Annotated in this window: 21 protein-coding genes; 10 read left to right on the top strand and 11 right to left on the bottom strand. The window is 28.2% G+C overall.

What is annotated here, in order from left to right; all coding sequences use genetic code 11:
* Positions 1 to 36 precede the first annotated feature (36 nt).
* Together Q0617_RS04705 and pgeF are read right to left on the bottom strand one after the other, a co-directional pair.
* Positions 37 to 1,296 carry a malic enzyme-like NAD(P)-binding protein gene (locus Q0617_RS04705; RefSeq protein WP_298751025.1) on the bottom strand — a complete coding sequence of 420 codons (1,260 nt, stop codon included), beginning with the start codon at positions 1,294 to 1,296 and terminating at the stop codon, positions 37 to 39.
* A gap of 147 nt (positions 1,297 to 1,443) precedes the next feature.
* Positions 1,444 to 2,115, bottom strand: coding sequence for a peptidoglycan editing factor PgeF (pgeF, locus tag Q0617_RS04710; protein ID WP_298751027.1), 672 nt, complete (start codon positions 2,113 to 2,115; stop codon positions 1,444 to 1,446).
* Between the two features lie 97 nt (positions 2,116 to 2,212).
* Here pgeF and Q0617_RS04715 point away from each other — a divergent pair, with 97 nt between their 5' ends.
* From Q0617_RS04715 to Q0617_RS04730, 4 genes are all read left to right on the top strand, one after another.
* Positions 2,213 to 3,052 carry a shikimate dehydrogenase gene (locus Q0617_RS04715; RefSeq protein ID WP_298751029.1) on the top strand — a complete coding sequence of 280 codons (840 nt, stop codon included), beginning with the start codon at positions 2,213 to 2,215 and terminating at the stop codon, positions 3,050 to 3,052.
* A 9-nt stretch (positions 3,053 to 3,061) separates the two neighbouring features.
* Positions 3,062 to 3,262, top strand: coding sequence for a YqaE/Pmp3 family membrane protein (locus tag Q0617_RS04720; protein WP_298751032.1), 201 nt, complete (start codon positions 3,062 to 3,064; stop codon positions 3,260 to 3,262).
* A gap of 97 nt (positions 3,263 to 3,359) precedes the next feature.
* Positions 3,360 to 3,995, top strand: a complete 636-nt coding sequence (locus tag Q0617_RS04725) for a UPF0323 family lipoprotein (RefSeq protein ID WP_298751034.1) — start codon at positions 3,360 to 3,362, stop codon at positions 3,993 to 3,995.
* Between the two features lie 3 nt (positions 3,996 to 3,998).
* On the top strand, positions 3,999 to 5,177 hold the full coding sequence (locus Q0617_RS04730; RefSeq protein WP_298751036.1) for a glutathionylspermidine synthase family protein: 1,179 nt from the start codon (positions 3,999 to 4,001) through the stop codon (positions 5,175 to 5,177).
* Positions 5,178 to 5,194: 17 nt separating this feature from the next.
* On the opposite strand, the gene Q0617_RS04735 is transcribed toward Q0617_RS04730, so the two are convergent.
* Genes Q0617_RS04735 through Q0617_RS04770 form a run of 8 tightly spaced genes read right to left on the bottom strand, consistent with a single transcriptional unit; the run spans position 5,195 to position 9,983 of the window.
* Positions 5,195 to 5,680 (bottom strand): hypothetical protein, encoded by a 486-nt coding sequence (locus Q0617_RS04735; RefSeq protein WP_298751040.1) that lies wholly within the window; start codon positions 5,678 to 5,680, stop codon positions 5,195 to 5,197.
* Entirely contained in the window at positions 5,673 to 6,638 is a 966-nt protein-coding gene (locus Q0617_RS04740; RefSeq protein ID WP_298751042.1) for a tetraacyldisaccharide 4'-kinase, read from the bottom strand. Before Q0617_RS04740 ends, Q0617_RS04735 begins: the two co-directional genes overlap by 8 nt.
* Positions 6,639 to 7,775, bottom strand: coding sequence for a DegT/DnrJ/EryC1/StrS aminotransferase family protein (locus Q0617_RS04745; RefSeq protein WP_298751044.1), 1,137 nt, complete (start codon positions 7,773 to 7,775; stop codon positions 6,639 to 6,641). It abuts the gene before it with no gap.
* Position 7,776: 1 nt separating this feature from the next.
* On the bottom strand, positions 7,777 to 8,535 hold the full coding sequence (locus tag Q0617_RS04750; protein ID WP_298751046.1) for an NAD+ synthase: 759 nt from the start codon (positions 8,533 to 8,535) through the stop codon (positions 7,777 to 7,779).
* A 20-nt stretch (positions 8,536 to 8,555) separates the two neighbouring features.
* Positions 8,556 to 8,771 (bottom strand): hypothetical protein, encoded by a 216-nt coding sequence (locus Q0617_RS04755; protein WP_298751048.1) that lies wholly within the window; start codon positions 8,769 to 8,771, stop codon positions 8,556 to 8,558.
* On the bottom strand, positions 8,771 to 9,004 hold the full coding sequence (locus Q0617_RS04760; protein WP_298751050.1) for a (2Fe-2S)-binding protein: 234 nt from the start codon (positions 9,002 to 9,004) through the stop codon (positions 8,771 to 8,773). Before Q0617_RS04760 ends, Q0617_RS04755 begins: the two co-directional genes overlap by 1 nt.
* Positions 8,997 to 9,227, bottom strand: coding sequence for a (2Fe-2S)-binding protein (locus Q0617_RS04765; RefSeq protein WP_298751052.1), 231 nt, complete (start codon positions 9,225 to 9,227; stop codon positions 8,997 to 8,999). The genes Q0617_RS04760 and Q0617_RS04765 overlap by 8 nt, the downstream gene beginning before the upstream one ends.
* Complete coding sequence (locus Q0617_RS04770) at positions 9,228 to 9,983, bottom strand: DnaJ domain-containing protein (RefSeq protein ID WP_298751054.1); 756 nt, start codon at positions 9,981 to 9,983, stop codon at positions 9,228 to 9,230. It abuts the gene before it with no gap.
* Between the two features lie 82 nt (positions 9,984 to 10,065).
* Here Q0617_RS04770 and tatB point away from each other — a divergent pair, with 82 nt between their 5' ends.
* From tatB to Q0617_RS04800, 6 genes are read left to right on the top strand one after another with little or no spacing between them, the layout of a single operon-like run.
* Positions 10,066 to 10,515 (top strand): Sec-independent protein translocase protein TatB, encoded by a 450-nt coding sequence (gene tatB, locus Q0617_RS04775; protein ID WP_298751057.1) that lies wholly within the window; start codon positions 10,066 to 10,068, stop codon positions 10,513 to 10,515.
* Complete coding sequence (tatC, locus tag Q0617_RS04780; protein WP_298751059.1) at positions 10,515 to 11,246, top strand: twin-arginine translocase subunit TatC; 732 nt, start codon at positions 10,515 to 10,517, stop codon at positions 11,244 to 11,246. The genes tatB and tatC overlap by 1 nt, the downstream gene beginning before the upstream one ends.
* Entirely contained in the window at positions 11,233 to 12,267 is a 1,035-nt protein-coding gene (gene queA, locus Q0617_RS04785; protein ID WP_298751062.1) for a tRNA preQ1(34) S-adenosylmethionine ribosyltransferase-isomerase QueA, read from the top strand. The genes tatC and queA overlap by 14 nt, the downstream gene beginning before the upstream one ends.
* Positions 12,268 to 12,313: 46 nt before the next feature.
* Positions 12,314 to 13,066: a 3'-5' exonuclease gene (locus Q0617_RS04790; RefSeq protein WP_298751064.1), complete on the top strand. Its 753-nt coding sequence runs from the start codon at positions 12,314 to 12,316 to the stop codon at positions 13,064 to 13,066.
* Positions 13,056 to 13,730 carry a response regulator gene (locus tag Q0617_RS04795; protein WP_298751066.1) on the top strand — a complete coding sequence of 225 codons (675 nt, stop codon included), beginning with the start codon at positions 13,056 to 13,058 and terminating at the stop codon, positions 13,728 to 13,730. The genes Q0617_RS04790 and Q0617_RS04795 overlap by 11 nt, the downstream gene beginning before the upstream one ends.
* The gene (locus Q0617_RS04800; RefSeq protein ID WP_298751068.1) at positions 13,723 to 15,039 is read left to right on the top strand and encodes an ATP-binding protein; all 1,317 of its coding nucleotides are present in this window, start codon (positions 13,723 to 13,725) and stop codon (positions 15,037 to 15,039) included. The genes Q0617_RS04795 and Q0617_RS04800 overlap by 8 nt, the downstream gene beginning before the upstream one ends.
* A gap of 1 nt (position 15,040) precedes the next feature.
* Here Q0617_RS04800 and ccoG read toward each other — a convergent pair whose 3' ends face one another.
* Positions 15,041 to 16,348 carry a cytochrome c oxidase accessory protein CcoG gene (gene ccoG, locus Q0617_RS04805; RefSeq protein WP_298751070.1) on the bottom strand — a complete coding sequence of 436 codons (1,308 nt, stop codon included), beginning with the start codon at positions 16,346 to 16,348 and terminating at the stop codon, positions 15,041 to 15,043.
* Positions 16,349 to 16,419: the final 71 nt, after the last annotated feature.

The following is a 16,419-nucleotide window of genomic DNA, read 5'->3' on the forward strand; positions in this document are numbered from 1 at the left end:
TCCCGTTTTAAGATTGGAATAATACCATTATTTTTATTAAATCATTTGTGCTAACTCTTCTTTATACGCTACTAAATCAAAATCTTTTACTCTTGAAACACCAGATTCTACTGCTGCATTTGCAACTGCACTTGAGATTTCTACAATAAGTCTTTTATCAAATGGTTTAGGAATAATATAATCTTTTGAAAATGTCAAATGATCTCCAAATATTGCTTTTACTTCAGCAGTAACTGGTTTTTTAGCTAAGTCTGCAATTGCATAAGCAGCTGCTTTTTTCATTTGCATATTTATTTTTTTAGCTTGAACATCTAATGCTCCTCTAAAAATAAATGGAAAACCAAGTACATTATTTACTTGATTATTAAAATCACTTCTTCCAGTTCCAACTATTGCTTTATCTCTTATTTTAAATATATCATCTGGAAAAAGTTCAGGAGTTGGATTTGCTAAAGCAAATACAATTGGTTCATCAGCCATTACAGCAATATGTTCTTCAGTAAAAGTTCCAGGTCTTGATAATCCTAAAACTACATCAGCCTCTCTAAAAGCTTCTAGTTTTGTCAAAGAATCTTTTATAGAAAACTCTTTTTTATATTTATTTAAATCATCTCTACCATCATGAATAACACCCTTAGAATCACACATAATAATATTTTCTACTCCAACAGCTTTATACATTCTAGCACATGAAATAGCAGCAGCCCCTGCTCCTACAACAATAACTTTTAAATCTTCAAGCTTTTTTCCTATGATTTCACAAGCATTTATTAATCCAGCAGTTGTAATAATTGCTGTTCCATGTTGATCATCATGCATTACTGGAATATCAACCTCTTCTATTAATCTTCTCTCTATTTCAAAACACTCAGGTGATTTAATATCTTCAAGGTTAATACCACCAAATGTTGGTGAAATTGCCTTACATATAGATACAAACTTATCAACATCTGTTTCATCCACTTCAATATCAAATGAATCAACAGCAGCAAATTTTTTAAATAATACAGCTTTACCTTCCATAACTGGTTTTGATGCAACTGCACCAATATTACCAAGACCAAGTACAGCTGTACCATTTGATATAACAGCAACAAGATTTTTCTTAGCTGTATATTTAAATGCATTATCTGGATCTTTTTCAATTTCTAAACAAGGAAATGCAACTCCTGGTGTATATGCCAAGGCTAAATCTCTTTGTGTTCCAAGTTTTGTTGTAGTTCCAATTTCCAATTTACCCGGTTTTGGAAACTGGTGATAATCTAAAGCTTCTTCTTTACTTACTGGTTTACTCATAAATAACCCCTTTATTTATTTTTGTAAAATTGTAACCAATCGAAACTTAAAAGTTATATTTTATAGTAATTTTAGCTAGTTTTATTTATTTTTAAGTATTTTTTACATTATTTTTACATAACTTTGACATTTTTTATACATTTTTATTTATTCAATAACTCCTATTATTGAAAATCTTCCACAATCTTTATTATTTCTATATGAAAAATATGGCTCATTGGAACATTTTGTACAAATATTTGATACTTCTATATTCATCACCCCAATATCATTGAGTTGTTTTACATTTATTCCTTGTAAATCAAGATATCTATTTTTACAAAACTCTTTTCCAAAAGATTTTATAGCAATATTTTCCAGTTCAGGGGAAACTTCATAACAACATTTTTGTATAGATGGACCAAAATAAGCATTTATATCTTCTACCTTACATTCTAGTTCTTTTATCATCATAAGTGCTGATTTTTGAACTATATTTAAAAAAGTAGAGTTTCTTCCTGCATGAACTACTGCAATTACACCTTTTTTATTATCACTTAATAATATAGGTATACAATCAGCTACCATTACCATTATAGGTAGATTCTTCTCTTTAGTAATCAAAGCATCACAGTTATCTATCAATAAAGGTGAATTAAAATCAACAATTTTTATATTTTCCCCATGAACTTGGTTCATATATCTCAATTTTGATATATCAAAATTATATTTTTGAGAGAGTTTCAATCTATTTTTATCTACACTATTTTTCAAATCATCTACATGATAGGCTACATTGCCATCATCTTTAGTTGTTATTATCTTTTTAATAGTGTCCATATTTTTCCCAAATTCTTTTTATATTAATTTATCATAATTTTTTTAATATCCTCTTATTAATCTTTGGGTAGAATCAGATTTTATTTTAAGGAAATCAATGTCGCAAGAAAAAGAAAAATTTTTTATATTTGGTAATCCCATAGAACACTCAAAATCTCCTCAAATGCATAACAGTGCTTTTGAACATCTAAATTTAAACTCATTTTATGATAAGTATTTATTAACAGATGGTAAGAAGATTAAAGAGATTTTTAATTCAGAAAATATTAAAGGTGCTAATATAACAGTTCCTCATAAAGAGGATGCTTTTAAGTTAGCTGATGAAGTTGTAGGAATAGCAAATGAAATTGAAGCTGTAAACACTTATGTAAAAAAAGATGATAAGATTTTTGCTTACAATACAGATGCACCAGGATTTTTGAAAGCTATAAGTGATTTTGGAAAAATCAAATCAGTACTTATTTTAGGTGCTGGTGGTACTGCAAAAGCTATAGCTATGGCTTTAAAAGAAGAAAATGTTGAAGTAAGAATACTAAATAGAAGTGCTGAAAAGCTAGTTTTTTTTAAAGAACAAGGCTTTAAGACTTATACTTGGGGTAATTTTCAAATGAATCATTATGATTTAATTGTAAACTCTACAACTGCAGGACTAAATAATGATGACTACCCTATCAAAAAAACTACACTTGAAAGTATCTTTTTAAATGCAAAATACGCTTTTGATTGTATATATGGAAAAGAGACTCCATTTTTAAAACTAGCACTAGCAGAAGGCTTAAAAGCAAAAGATGGTGAAGATATGCTTTTATACCAAGGTGTTCTTGCATTTGAACTCTTTACAGACACAAAAGCCGATGAAAGCTTAATTAGAGTGATGAGAGAAGCTTTAAAAAAAGATCCATCTGAAGATATAATTGATGATGAAGAACAAAAGTAAGAGAGTTTTATGAGATTAATTTTAGCTATTCTAATCCCATGGCTCAACTTTTTTACTATAGGTAAGCCAATTGCTGGAATAATTTGTTTAATTTTACAAATTACAATCATAGGTTGGCTTCCTGCTGCTTTATGGTCAGTATATTCATTGAGTCAATATAATACTGATAAAAAAATCAAAAATTTTATGAATAAAGAAGAAGAGATATAAGAGGCTTATATTTATAGAGTTCTATTCATTTTTAATTAATAGAACTTTGATAAGATAGATACACTTATATTTATTTTAAAAAATACAAAGGAAATAGATGAAACATATTAAAAAAATATCAGACTATGCCATTGTTGGTGGATTAGGTGCAATTTTAATTACAGGACTTGTTGGTTGTGGAGATAGCTCAAATAACAGACAAGGTCAAAACGATGCTTTTACGAATGCTAGTCAAAAGCAAGGTGCCTTTGTAATCATTGAAGAGAGTGCCAATGGTCAATATGCCATAGCAGATGAATTCCCTGCTACTAAAACTACTGTCGTTTTAAGAAAACCAGATGGAAGTGAGCGAATATTAACACAAGAAGAGATAGATAAACTTGTAAAAGTAGAAAATGCAAAAATAGAAGCAGGAACATCACCATTAACAAACCCTGAAATGTCAAGTGGTGGAATGGGACTTGGTGGAGTTTTATTATCATCAATTGCTGGTGCAATGATAGGTTCATGGATAGGAAATAAACTATTCAACAACCAGAATTTCCAATCACAAAGAAGAACACAATATAAATCTCCTCAAACATACTCTAAAAGTCAAAGTTCATTTACAAAAGCAGCTAGCTCAAGTAAAACTTCTACTTCAAGTAAAAAAAGTGGCTTTTTTGGAGGAAGCAGTTCTTCAAAATCTAGTTCATCTTTTGGGTCTAGATCATCTGGTTTCTTTGGTGGCTGATTAATGAAATTACAAAAATTAGAACCTCTTACAAAAGAGTACTTAGAATCTATAGGATTTGTGTGGCATACAGATGAAGATGAAACTTCATACATAGCAGATGAGATAGTTCAAGTAAGTGAAGATGAGGCAAATGCCTATTATGAAGCAACAAATGAATTGTATGATATGTTTTGTGAGGCTGGTGATTATGTTATAGATAATAATCTATTTCATGAGATAAATATTCCATTTAACTTAGTAAACCTTATAAAAGAATCTTGGGAAAATGATGTACATTGGCATCTTTATTCAAGATTTGATTTAGCAGGTGGTGTTGATGGTAAACCTATTAAACTAATTGAATTTAATGCAGATACCCCAACTGCAGTTTTTGAAACAGCAATTATTCAATGGGCTATGTTAAAAGCAAATAATCTAGATGAAGCTAGTCAATTTAACAACTTATATGATGCTCTAAAAGATAACTTTAAAAGAATCATCACTATGGAAGACGACATAGAAAAGTTTGAAGAGTATTATAAAGATTTAGGATGGAAGATACTTTTTTCATCTATTGCCTCAAGTGGCGAAGATATAAATACAACAAAACTTTTACAGCATATTGCAAGTGAAGCTGGCTTTAATACTGATTTTGAATTTATAGATAAGGTTCAATTCAATGATGAAGGTATCTATAAAGATGATATAAATTTTGAGTTTTGGTTTAAACTTATTCCTTGGGAAAATATTGCTATAGATGAGAGTGAATTAGCTTTGATACTAGAAGATATAATCTTAAATAAAAAAGCTATTATTTTCAATCCTGCATATACATTAATGTTCCAATCAAAAGGTTTTATGAAAGTACTTTGGGATTTATACCCAAATCATCCACTTTTACTTGAAACTTCTTTTGAACCTCTTGTTGGTAAAAAACAAGTTGAAAAAAGATGTTTTGGAAGAGAAGGTGCAAATGTTGCTATTATAAATAGTGATAACTCATTAGATATGAAAACTGATGGTGATTATGAAGGCTTTAAAGCTATCTATCAAGAGTATGTAGAGCTTCCAACTGATGAAAAAGGAGATTCTTACCAAGCTGGAGTATTTTATGCTTATGAAGCTTGTGCTTTAGGATTTAGAAAAGGTGGAAAGATATTAAACAATATGTCAAAATTTGTAGGACATATTATCAAATAAACAAGAAAGTCTCTTGTTTATTTGGCTAAAAAACTTTCATCTTCTTTTTTCATATAATCCAATAAAACTTCAAAACTTTTTTCTATATTTTTAAAAACTTTTACCAATAAAACAGGTGTATGTGAAAGTTTATTATCTAAATTTTCACCTCTTTTACTATCATCTCTTAAATCAATTTTACCATCAACTAAAACAATATCATATTTTCTTTTTCCATCCATAAAACAGATACTAAAAGGAATGAAATACTCCTGCGAATCATCAGCATAATACCAACTTGGTTCTCGTCTTAATATTACAAAAGGCAAGTTGCTATCTATTTTGCATTGAAGTAAGAGTTTTTTATTAAAAACAATTTTTCTCATATTTTCTATATTTATAATAGAATTATCTAATCTCTTTTGTACTCTTTTGTATAAAAATTTCCAAAGAAGTGAATTGATAGTTCTCGTACCATCAAGGTGTCCTAAACTCTCTTCACTTGGATAATATATGTTAGTCATGAGTTATATCATACATTTTAATATGCTTTTCTAAATTAGAAAAATCAACATCTTTATTAAGTTCTATATCTAAGTCCATCAAAACAAGATTCTTGATATTAAATTTTTCTAATTTTACAAAATCTTTTGATGTAGTTAATATAGTAAACCCTTTATATGATTTTTCAACTACCTCTATATCTAATTTAGTAAAACTATAATGGTCAGGAAAAGAGATAAGTTCACATGGTTTTGGAACAAAATCCAAAAGTCTTTTTGCCTTTGAAATTGCGGTTAATATTACTATATTAGAAGGTAACTCTTCTATAACCTTTCCATCTTTTTTAAACTTTACAACTCTATTAAAATCAACACCTTCTTTTAAAACCATATTTGCAGTTGCATACATCATTTTAGGCTCTCTATATCCACCACTTGGTAGACAAAAGATATTATCAGGTTCTTTTTTAGGTCGTAGTAGTATATCAAACTTATTTATTTGATATTTTGAAAATCCATCATCTAAAAAGACTAATTTACAGCCAAGCTCTTTTGCTTTTATGATAGCTTTTACTCTATCTTCACTAACTATTACAGTAGCTTTAGGTAGAGATTTAGATAAAAGCATAGCTTCATCTCCACTAGTTTGAATATCTTCTAAAATCTTTCCATTTTGGCTTATGACATAAAGTCCTTCGGACTCTCTACCATACCCCCTTAATATAACTGCTACATCTTTTTTATCTTTTGCTAAAGCTATTGTAATAGGAGTTTTACCACTTCCTCCAACGATTAAATTTCCTACAGAAATAATAGGTATTCCAAAGTCTTGTTTTTTTGAAGAGATTCTTTTAAAAGAAATGATTATCATATAAATTAAAGTAAAAGGAATAAATAAAAAAGAGATAAATTTTTGAAAAGGAGTTGGAAAGAAGAGATATTCTTCTATCCAAATATTAAGTTTTTGTTTTAGCAACAATTATACCCACTCAGAGGCTATATCAATAATTTGATCACAGATATAATTTACCTCTTCAGTTGTAAGTCCTGGATAAATAGGGATTGATAGAATTTGTTGATATGAAGTTAAAGCTCCACCAAACTCTGTAATTTTTATACTATATTTGCTTTTATAATAATGTAAAAGATGTAAAGGAATATAATTTAACCCTGTACTAATACCTCTTTCTTTTAACTCTCTTGCAAAAGCATCTCTATTTCTAGAGATTTTAATAATATAGTGTGTAAAAATATGCTCGTCTTTTTGCTTAGGAATTTCAATATGTTTTACGCCAGTTAATCTTTCTTTATAGGTTTTTGCTATCTCTTTTCTTCTTTTTATAAAACTATTTGTTTTTTTAAGTTGTGCAAGAGAAAAAGCTGCATCAAGTTCACTTAAATCATATTTATGACCAATATCAACAACATCATAAATATAATCAAGGTTTCCATAATCATCAAATGTAGTTGTAACAGCATGAGTTCTTAATAGTTTTGCTCTAGAAGCTAGTTCTTCATTATTTGTAACAATTACACCACAGTTACTTACATCTGTTTTACCATTTGATGGATTTGTTGAAAATACTGTCATATCAGCATTTAAAGAACCAACTGTTTCATCGTTATATGTAACTCCAAGGGCAGAAGTACAATCTTCTATTAGAATAATTTCATACTTTTTACAAATAGCATATAACTTATCCAAATCAGGTGTCTGACCACCAACAAAAGAGATAATAGCACCTCTAAGTTTTTTAGAACTGTTAGCTTCTAATGCTTTTTCAAACTTATTTAAATCAATATTCATATCATCAATATTTATATCAATAAAAATAGGCTCAGCATCAAAATGTCTTACAACCTCTGGTACATTTACAAAAGAGTTTACAGACATTAATATTTTGTCCCCTCTTTTTAGTTTAATTGCACTAAGAGCTAAATGTAAAGCAGCTGTACCATTACATGTGGATATAGCATATTTTGCCCCTATGAATTTTGACATATTCTCTTCAAATTCAATAACTTTAGAATTATCTTTTTTTAATTCTAAAACTGTTTTTAACTGACTTAATTCTTCTTCACCTACCGAAGACTTATAAAAAGCTATTTCTTTCATATTAACTCCATTTGATTTTTGCAATTGTTGGAAGTTTACCTTTAAAAGCATTAGCTTTCATTCTATAAACTAACATATCTATAAGTTTTTCATCAACACCATTACTTATTAACTCTTCTTTTGGAACCCCTTCATCAACTAACTTTTTAAGTACTGAATCCATCTGTTTATAAGAGTATCCAAGTTCATCTTCATCACTTTGACCTTCCCATAAATCTGCACTTGGTCGTTTTTCTAAAATAGAATCAGGAACTCCAAGGAATTTACCAAACTCATATTCATCACTTTTGTACATTTCACCTATTGGATTAATAGCACAAGCCACATCTCCAAAAATAGTTCCATATCCTAAAAGTATCTCACTTTTATTTGATGTACCTACAACTAAAGAGTTATCTCGTGCACTTACATCATATAAAACTGACATTCTCATTCTAGCACTAAAGTTACCAATCCTTAGTTTATCATTATTCATAAATTTTTCATGGGCTTCAACCATAGGAGCAATCTCTACTATTTCATAAGCGATATTAAACTTTTCACACACTTCTAGGGCATGTTTAACGCTTCCTTCGCTTGAATAATGAGATGGCATTAAAACACAACTCATCTTATCTGCAAAAGCTTCTTTACAAAGTATTGCAACAATTGCAGAGTCTAAACCACCGGATAAACCAACAGTTACTCTTTGCAAACCAGCGTTGCTTACTTCAGTTTTTAAAAATGTTATTAATTGTTCTTTTATATTATTCCATTGCATAATTTTTATCCTTTAATAAATTATATCTCATTTATTTTTGTTTTTTCATAAATTTCTTCAAGAAATTCTTTATTATTCTCTCGTACAAGCTCTTTTTTTCTAAGTAAATTCTCTTTTATATCGTATAACTCTTCTAAATCAAAATAATCTAAGAACTTTGGATTTATCTCAGTTTGTTCACCCGTGCTTGAGATTAAACTTTTTATTTCATTAATTATATAATCTTTTTCTTCCATCAATTCTCTTTCACTAATTTATCTAATATGGTAGTTAAATATAACTCTGTTTTCTCTTCCCCAAAATCTTTTTCACTACTTACACAACAACCACAACATGTACCTGCATCTGTTTTCTCGCCAATATCTTTTAGATTTTTTGCGCCATTTTCTTTTATTGCATACAAAATTTCCCCTAAAGTAACTTTCTTACACGAACAAACTTCATGGGAATGATGAAACTTTTTAGCCATTAACTATTTCTCCTAAAACATCTTTACAATAAATTTTTTTTTTAACTTTCCCAAAATCACCCTCCACCATCAAGCAATGTCTACATTCAGTTCCAGCATGAGTTTTATCTTGTAAATCTCCTAGACTTTTTACACCATAATTTAATACAGCATTTTCTATATCATTTACTGTAATTTTTAAACAATTACAAACTTCATAATCTTTATCAAAACTTTCTAACAATTATATTTTCCTACTCTTTTTTATCAATTCATATGCTTCGTTTATCTCTTGTAGTTTTTTTGTTGCTTCATCAATGATATTTTGTGTAGCACCCTGCCCTGAGATAATATCTGGATGATGTTTTTTAACTAGTTTTCTATAATTATTTTTAATAGTTTTATCATCATCATCTTTATTTGATTCTAAAATCTCATATGCTTGTTCAAGTGTTGTCTCATGATTTTGAGCTTGAGAAGCATAAAAGTTTTTAAAAGCATTAACCATTTGATTAAAGTCATTAGTCTTTATCTCTAAGGCATTTGCTATATCTTCACAAATCATTTGCTCAGCTTCACTAAAACTTTTGTCAATAAATGCTAAATTTAGAAGATATTCTAATATTTTTACTCTTTTGTGGTACTCTCTTTTTGTAAGTTTAAGAAGCTTTTGTGAAAGCTCTAAGGTATTATCAAAACTTTTTTTCTCGTTTGTATATATACTTTTTAACTTCTCTCTTATCTCTTCACTATTTTCAAAGTGACTTGATATATCATTAAAGGTATGTTTTAGCATCTCTGCTTCTAATTCACAAACTGCCCCATCAGCTTTTGCAACTTTTGCCATAAGTGCAACCAAAAGCCCTGCTTCATGATGAAGTAAATCGCCTTGGAAATTCTCTTTTATATTAAGTTTAATATTTTCAAATTTTTCTGTTTTATAACCTCTTGCTATAAAATATAAAACTACACCAATAAAAAGTAAAACTAATAATTTCATTTAACACCTTTTTAAATAATTAGATAGATTTTATCAAAAATAAGGTAAAATCTTTCCTTTAATAAACAAATGGAGACATTATATGTTTGGAATGGGATTTATGGAAATCATGCTTATTGCGATAATCGCAATTATTGCGCTAGGACCTGAAAAGTTACCTGATGCAATGGTATCAGTTGCACGATTTTTTAAAAAATTTAAAAGTGGTCTTGAAGATGCAAAATCTACTTTAGACAATGAACTAAATATCTCTGATATGAAAGCAGAAGCAAATAAATTTAAAAATCAAATAGAAGATGCAAAATCATCAGTTACTGGATTTGATGAATTTAACCTAGGTGTTAATGATATTTTAAATGATGATAAAAAAGATGATAAAAAGAAAGCAGAAAAAGTGTCATTCAAAACAAAAAAAGAACCAAAAGAAAAAACAGAAGAAGTTAAAGAAGTTAAAGAAGAAGTAGCCCAGGCAACTTCTAATGCTAGCGATAAGTTTAAAGTTAAAAAAGAGTCTAAAGAGGATAATGCCTAATGTTAGAAGATTTAAAACCTCATATTGCAGACCTTAGAAAAAGGCTTATGGTTTCAATAGCTGCTTTAGTAGTAGCATTTTTTGCTTGTTTTTTCTTTTATGAACCTATTTTAGAATGGATGATGTTACCAGCAAAAGCTATTCTTCCTGCTGGTTCATCAATGGTTGCAATTGAAATTCAAGAGACATTTTTCACAGCTTTAAAAGTTGCATTTTTTTCTGGATTTATAGTCTCCTTACCTGTTATATTTTGGCAACTATGGTTATTCTTAGCTCCTGGACTATATGAACATGAGAAAAAACTTGTTTTTCCATTTGTATTTTTTGCTACATTAATGTTCCTTATTGGTTCAAGTTTTGCTTACTATATAGTTGTTCCTTACGGATTTGATTTTTTGATTAATTTTGGTTCGACTGTAGTTACTGTATTTCCAAGTATTGGTAAATATGTTGGATTTTTTACAAAACTATTATTTGGTTTTGGTGTGGCATTTGAGTTACCTGTTATCACTTTTTTCCTAGCAAAAATTGGATTAGTTGATGATAGAATGTTAAAAGACTTTTTTAAATATGCAATTGTATTAATTTTTATACTTGCATCACTTTTAACGCCACCTGATGTTTTAACACAATTTTTAATGGCTGGTCCACTTATATTTCTTTATATTGTTTCTATTTATATTGCAAAAGTATTTAACCCTGCGGATACATCATTAGATGATGAAGAATAATTTGGACCCCCTCAAAACATCTAGCTATGATTACTTTTTACCTAAAGAACTCATAGCTAGTAAACCTTTGTACCCTGCTGATAGTGCCCGTCTTTTAGTCTATGATAGAAATAGCAATACCATAACTCATACTACATATAAACATCTTCTTGATTTTTTGCCAGAAGATTTAAATATATTTTTAAATGATACAAAAGTAATTAAAGCAAGAATCTACGGACAAAAAGATAGTGGTGGGAAAACAGAACTACTATTTAATAAACCACTCTTTATGAATAGATATCAAGTCATGATAAAAGGCAAAGTTCAAAAGGGGAGTAAACTCTTCTTTGATGATAATTTAATAGCTGAAGTTTTAGAGTTAAATGAAGATGGTACGAGAGTTGTAAAATTCTTTCAAGATGAAAAACAACTAGAGTTTGAAGCATTAATTGAGATATTAAATAAAATTGGGCATTTACCACTTCCTCACTATATGAACAGAGAAGATGAAAAAGAGGATGAAAAAGATTATCAAACTCTCTTTGCTAAAAATTATGGTGCGGTTGCAGCACCAACAGCATCACTGCACTTTACAGATGAACTTTTAGAAGAGCTAGATAATAGTTACAATATTAACTACTTAACACTTCATGTGGGAGCTGGTACTTTTAAACCAGTAGATGCAGAAGATATTTTAGAACATCCAATGCATAGTGAATACTTTGAAATTTCAAGGGAAAGCTTAGAAGATTTAAAACAAGATAAAAAAATACTAGCAGTTGGAACAACAGTTACTAGAACAATAGAGTACTTTGCTAGAACAAATAAGATTCAAGGTGAATGTGATTTGTTTTTAAATCCAGCAAATAAGCCAATAAAAGTAGACCATCTACTTACAAACTTTCACTTACCAAAATCAACTCTTATCATGCTTATAGCATCTTTTGTTGGTTTAGAGAAGACTTTAGAGATATATGAAACTGCTGTAAAAGAGAAATATAGATTTTTCTCTTATGGTGATGGAATGCTAATAATATAAAAGAAAAAGGTCCCTTAAAATTGGGACAAATTTAAAGGAGATAAAAATGCCAAAATACGTACTATTTGACACAGAAACAACAGGAAACCAAGAAGAAGATAGAATCATACAAGTAGGAGCTATGATTGTAGATGCTAAAGCTCCAATTGAAGTTTATGATGAGTTATGTTTTTCTGATGTTGAGATAAAACTTGAAGCAATGGAAGTTCATAATATAACACCTGATATGATTATAGGTAAGCCAGAAGCAACACAAACAAAGTTTTACCAAAAATTACAAGAGTATAATAATTCATCAAACTATTTAATAGCACATAATATAAACTTTGATTTAAGTATGATAAAAAAAGAGGGTTTTGAATCACAATATCAGTTATTAGATACCTTAAGATGTTCACAACACTTATTTCCTGAACTTCCATACCATAGACTACAATACCTAAGATATGCACTTGATATCTATATGGATGAAGAGGAAGAAGCAGCAAAACACAATATAACTATCAAAGCCCATGATGCCATTGGAGATGTTTTGGTTATGAAACTATTTTTATCACAACTAGTTGCAAAATGTAGAACTGTTTATCCTGATTATAATCCTATGGAAAAGTTAGTTGAGCTTACAAAAACTCCTGTTTTCATACAAACATTTAAATTTGGGAAATATAAAGGAAGAGATACGACTGATGTTGTAAAAGAAGATCCTAGTTATATTATGTGGATGATGAAAAACATGGACATGGATGAAAATCTAAAATATACACTAGAAAAATTAACATCAAAAGTAAATGACTACTAACAAACATATCAAAATCCTCTATGTAGAGGATGATGAGATAACTAGGGAAAATGGAATTGAGTATCTAGAAAACTATTTTGAACATATTTATGAATCAAAAGATGGTCTAGATGCTCTAAAGAAGTTTGAACAAATCAATCCTGATATTATTATTACAGATATACAAATGCCAAAAATTGATGGCCTAGAGTTTATAAAAAGAGTTCGTCAAAAAAATAAAGAAGTGCAAATTATTGTTTTAACAGCATACTCCCATAAAGAGTATTTATTAAAAGCTATCGAACTTCAACTAATAAAATATCTAATGAAACCAATCAAAGAGTATGAACTAAAAGCTGCCCTTGAACTTTGCATAAATAATTTAGAATATAATAAAACAAATGTAATACAGCTAAATGAGAACTCTTTTTTTGATAAATACAATCACACTCTTTTTGTAAATAATGAACTTATAAAATTAAGAACAAAAGAGACTGACTTATTGACTCTACTTTTGAACAACAAAGATAGATTTGTGACATATGAAGAGATAGAAAACTATGTTTGGAAAGATTTCCCTATGACAAAAGATGCTTTAAAAACTTTAATTAAATATTTAAAACAAAAAATCTCAAAAGATATTATCTCAAATCAAAATGGTGTTGGATATAAAATAAATGTATGATTTAACTGCTGCATTATCATATGGAATAACATTTGGAATTTTAATTATGACAGTAGTATATACTTTTATACGATATATTTATTCAAAAGAGCTTTTTTATCTAAGCTATTTTTTTATGCAATTTTTTTCATTGCTATATATAGTTTTATATAGTGAACTTTTTTATAAAACAGTTTTTTTACAAGATTTATCACTCTTTCTTGCCACAATATTTGCTATTGTTTTTGCTATAAGATTTTATGAGGGCAAATTTCTTCCTGAAATTACAAATAATACAGAACTAATTATAAATACCTTACTACTTATTTTTATAATACTAACAGCCTTTTATCACTATATTTTATTTGAATATCTACCTTATACCATCATATATGCAATACTTTTTATATCAATCATATTTAATTTAAAACAAGGGTTTAAAGCCTCTTCTATCTATGTTATTGGGTGGTCTTTGATTTGTCTTATTTTATATATTCTAGACTTTAAAACTTATTTTAAAACACATACAAATCTAGACTTAGTTTTAATTGCTTTTGCAATAGAAGCTATTTTGTTTACTATTTCTGTAGCATATAAATATAATCTTTTAAAAAAAGAGAATGTAGAGATAGAATCAATGCTTCTACAGCAATCAAAACTTGCCCAAAGTGGAGAGATGATTGCAAATATAACCCACCAGTTTAGACAACCTTTAAATAATCTATCTTATATATTAATCAATATAAAAAAGAAATATGAAAATAATCTTTTAGAAAAAGAATACTTTGATAAAAAGACTTCCCAAGCAAATGAGCAAATAGAGTTTTTATCAAATACTATTGAAAACTTTAGGAATTTTTACACAAATAACAAAGATAAAGAGGATTTTGAGATAAAAGAAGTAATTGAAAATTCACTTACTATCTTGCATGCAGATATAAAAAAAACAGAAGTAGATTTAAAATCAACTTTTAACACAAATGAACAAGTTAGAGTTCATGGCATAAAAAATGAATTAGCTCAAGTCATAGTAGCAATTATTTCAAATGCACTTGATGCAATAAAAGATATTGAAAATCCTAAAATAATTATTGAAATTGACTCCAATAATGCAGATGTAACCTTATCAATAAAAGATAATGCAAATGGAATAAAACCTAAAATCTTAAATAAAATTTTTGAACCATACTTTTCAACAAAAGCTGATGGAACAGGACTTGGGTTATATCTATCTAAAATGATTATTGAGAAGAGTTTCCAAGGGAGTATTGACGTAGAAAGTAGCCAAGAAGGAACTACTTTTTACATCAAAATTGAAAAAACAATCTAAACTATTTTTTGGGATAAAAGAAACGTATTTCTCTTTTTACTTGTATGTTTTTATTCTCTTTAGCATAAAATAAAAGAGTAACTTTTGGATTTACTAGTTTGTTCTTTGTTGCCAAAATCATTACAGTTTTTCTTTTTTCTTTTGGATTTAAACTAAATGGTTTAAATCTTTTAATTGTTATATCTTTATTTAAAACTTCCATATCAAAGGTATATTTTTTATCAGCACTATTATGAATAGTCAATAAATAGTTATTTACAACCCTTCCTTCATCATCTATTTTATATAATTCTGTATTTTTATTTATATTTACTAAAAAGGGCTCTTTTTCTGACATGAAATAAGCTGTAAAAAGTACACAAATAACAAGTGAAACTATATATACAAGATTTTTAGGATTTAAAAACTTTTCTATTTTTTCTAATAAAACACTGTTTGTACTTCCCCAATAAATCAAAGACTTTTTGCCAAGTTTTCCCATAACAGAACTACAAGCATCTGAACACTCTAGGCAGTTTATACATTCAACTTGTAAACCTTTTCTTATATCTATATGCGTAGGACAAACTTTCACACAAGCTTCACAAGTAGTACACTCTTCATTTCCAGACCACTGTTTTACATTAAAAATACTTTTTTCATTGTTTGGGTAAATCATTCCACCTCTATTGTGATTATAAACAACTTGTTTTGTATTGTTATCATATAGAACTGATTGGATTCTTGAGTATGGACATACATATGTACAAAAATGCTCTTTCATAAACACAATGTCATATACTAAAAAGGTCACAATACTAAATATAAACATTACTAATATAAGGTGTTCTTGTGGTCTTTTCATGTATTCAAAAAAGTCTTCAGGAGGTACAAAATAAAACATAAAATTAATAGCTATTATAAAAGATAAAATTATCCATAAAATCAAGCCAATATATTTTTTAATTTTATTAGATGTTTTACTATAATCAATATCTTTTTGCTTATTTTTGATTCTTCGCAATTTTAATAAAAAAGTTTCTATTAAGTCTCTGTAAACTACTCTAAATATAGTCTGAGGACATGCCCAACCACACCAAACTCTTCCAAACATTGAAGTCATTGCAAATATACCAATAAATAAAAACATCAATAAAAATGGCATGATAAATAGTTCGTTCATATTGTATACATTTCCAAGAAAATGAAAGTCATAACTTACAAATGATAACAGTAGCATATGATTACCATCTATTTTAATGAAAGGCGTTACCATTATAAAAATAGTAAGTATAAGATAGGTAAGATATCTTTTTTTAGAATAACTCATAATTGTTCCTTTTAATTTTTAAAAGTATAAAAATTAAAAGTGTCAATTTGGTGGTAAATTAAATAATCATC

The organism is uncultured Arcobacter sp., from assembly GCF_937982575.1.
Lineage (GTDB): Bacteria > Campylobacterota > Campylobacteria > Campylobacterales > Arcobacteraceae > Arcobacter.

Excerpts from the sequence above, each read along its gene's own strand:
- Q0617_RS04745 (WP_298751044.1), bottom strand. The coding sequence starts at position 7,775 with ATGAAAGAAATAGCTTTTTATAAGTCTTCGGTAGGTGAAGAAGAATTA.
- tatC (WP_298751059.1), top strand. The coding sequence starts at position 10,515 with ATGTTAGAAGATTTAAAACCTCATATTGCAGACCTTAGAAAAAGGCTT.
- Q0617_RS04735 (WP_298751040.1), bottom strand. The coding sequence starts at position 5,680 with ATGACTAACATATATTATCCAAGTGAAGAGAGTTTAGGACACCTTGAT.
- Q0617_RS04755 (WP_298751048.1), bottom strand. The coding sequence starts at position 8,771 with ATGGAAGAAAAAGATTATATAATTAATGAAATAAAAAGTTTAATCTCA.
- Q0617_RS04760 (WP_298751050.1), bottom strand. The coding sequence starts at position 9,004 with ATGGCTAAAAAGTTTCATCATTCCCATGAAGTTTGTTCGTGTAAGAAA.
- Q0617_RS04770 (WP_298751054.1), bottom strand. The coding sequence starts at position 9,983 with ATGAAATTATTAGTTTTACTTTTTATTGGTGTAGTTTTATATTTTATA.
- pgeF (WP_298751027.1), bottom strand. The coding sequence starts at position 2,115 with ATGGACACTATTAAAAAGATAATAACAACTAAAGATGATGGCAATGTA.
- tatB (WP_298751057.1), top strand. The coding sequence starts at position 10,066 with ATGTTTGGAATGGGATTTATGGAAATCATGCTTATTGCGATAATCGCA.
- Q0617_RS04750 (WP_298751046.1), bottom strand. The coding sequence starts at position 8,535 with ATGCAATGGAATAATATAAAAGAACAATTAATAACATTTTTAAAAACT.
- Q0617_RS04725 (WP_298751034.1), top strand. The coding sequence starts at position 3,360 with ATGAAACATATTAAAAAAATATCAGACTATGCCATTGTTGGTGGATTA.
- ccoG (WP_298751070.1), bottom strand. The coding sequence starts at position 16,348 with ATGAGTTATTCTAAAAAAAGATATCTTACCTATCTTATACTTACTATT.
- Q0617_RS04705 (WP_298751025.1), bottom strand. The coding sequence starts at position 1,296 with ATGAGTAAACCAGTAAGTAAAGAAGAAGCTTTAGATTATCACCAGTTT.
- Q0617_RS04730 (WP_298751036.1), top strand. The coding sequence starts at position 3,999 with ATGAAATTACAAAAATTAGAACCTCTTACAAAAGAGTACTTAGAATCT.
- Q0617_RS04790 (WP_298751064.1), top strand. The coding sequence starts at position 12,314 with ATGCCAAAATACGTACTATTTGACACAGAAACAACAGGAAACCAAGAA.
- Q0617_RS04715 (WP_298751029.1), top strand. The coding sequence starts at position 2,213 with ATGTCGCAAGAAAAAGAAAAATTTTTTATATTTGGTAATCCCATAGAA.
- Q0617_RS04720 (WP_298751032.1), top strand. The coding sequence starts at position 3,062 with ATGAGATTAATTTTAGCTATTCTAATCCCATGGCTCAACTTTTTTACT.
- queA (WP_298751062.1), top strand. The coding sequence starts at position 11,233 with ATGATGAAGAATAATTTGGACCCCCTCAAAACATCTAGCTATGATTAC.
- Q0617_RS04795 (WP_298751066.1), top strand. The coding sequence starts at position 13,056 with ATGACTACTAACAAACATATCAAAATCCTCTATGTAGAGGATGATGAG.
- Q0617_RS04800 (WP_298751068.1), top strand. The coding sequence starts at position 13,723 with ATGTATGATTTAACTGCTGCATTATCATATGGAATAACATTTGGAATT.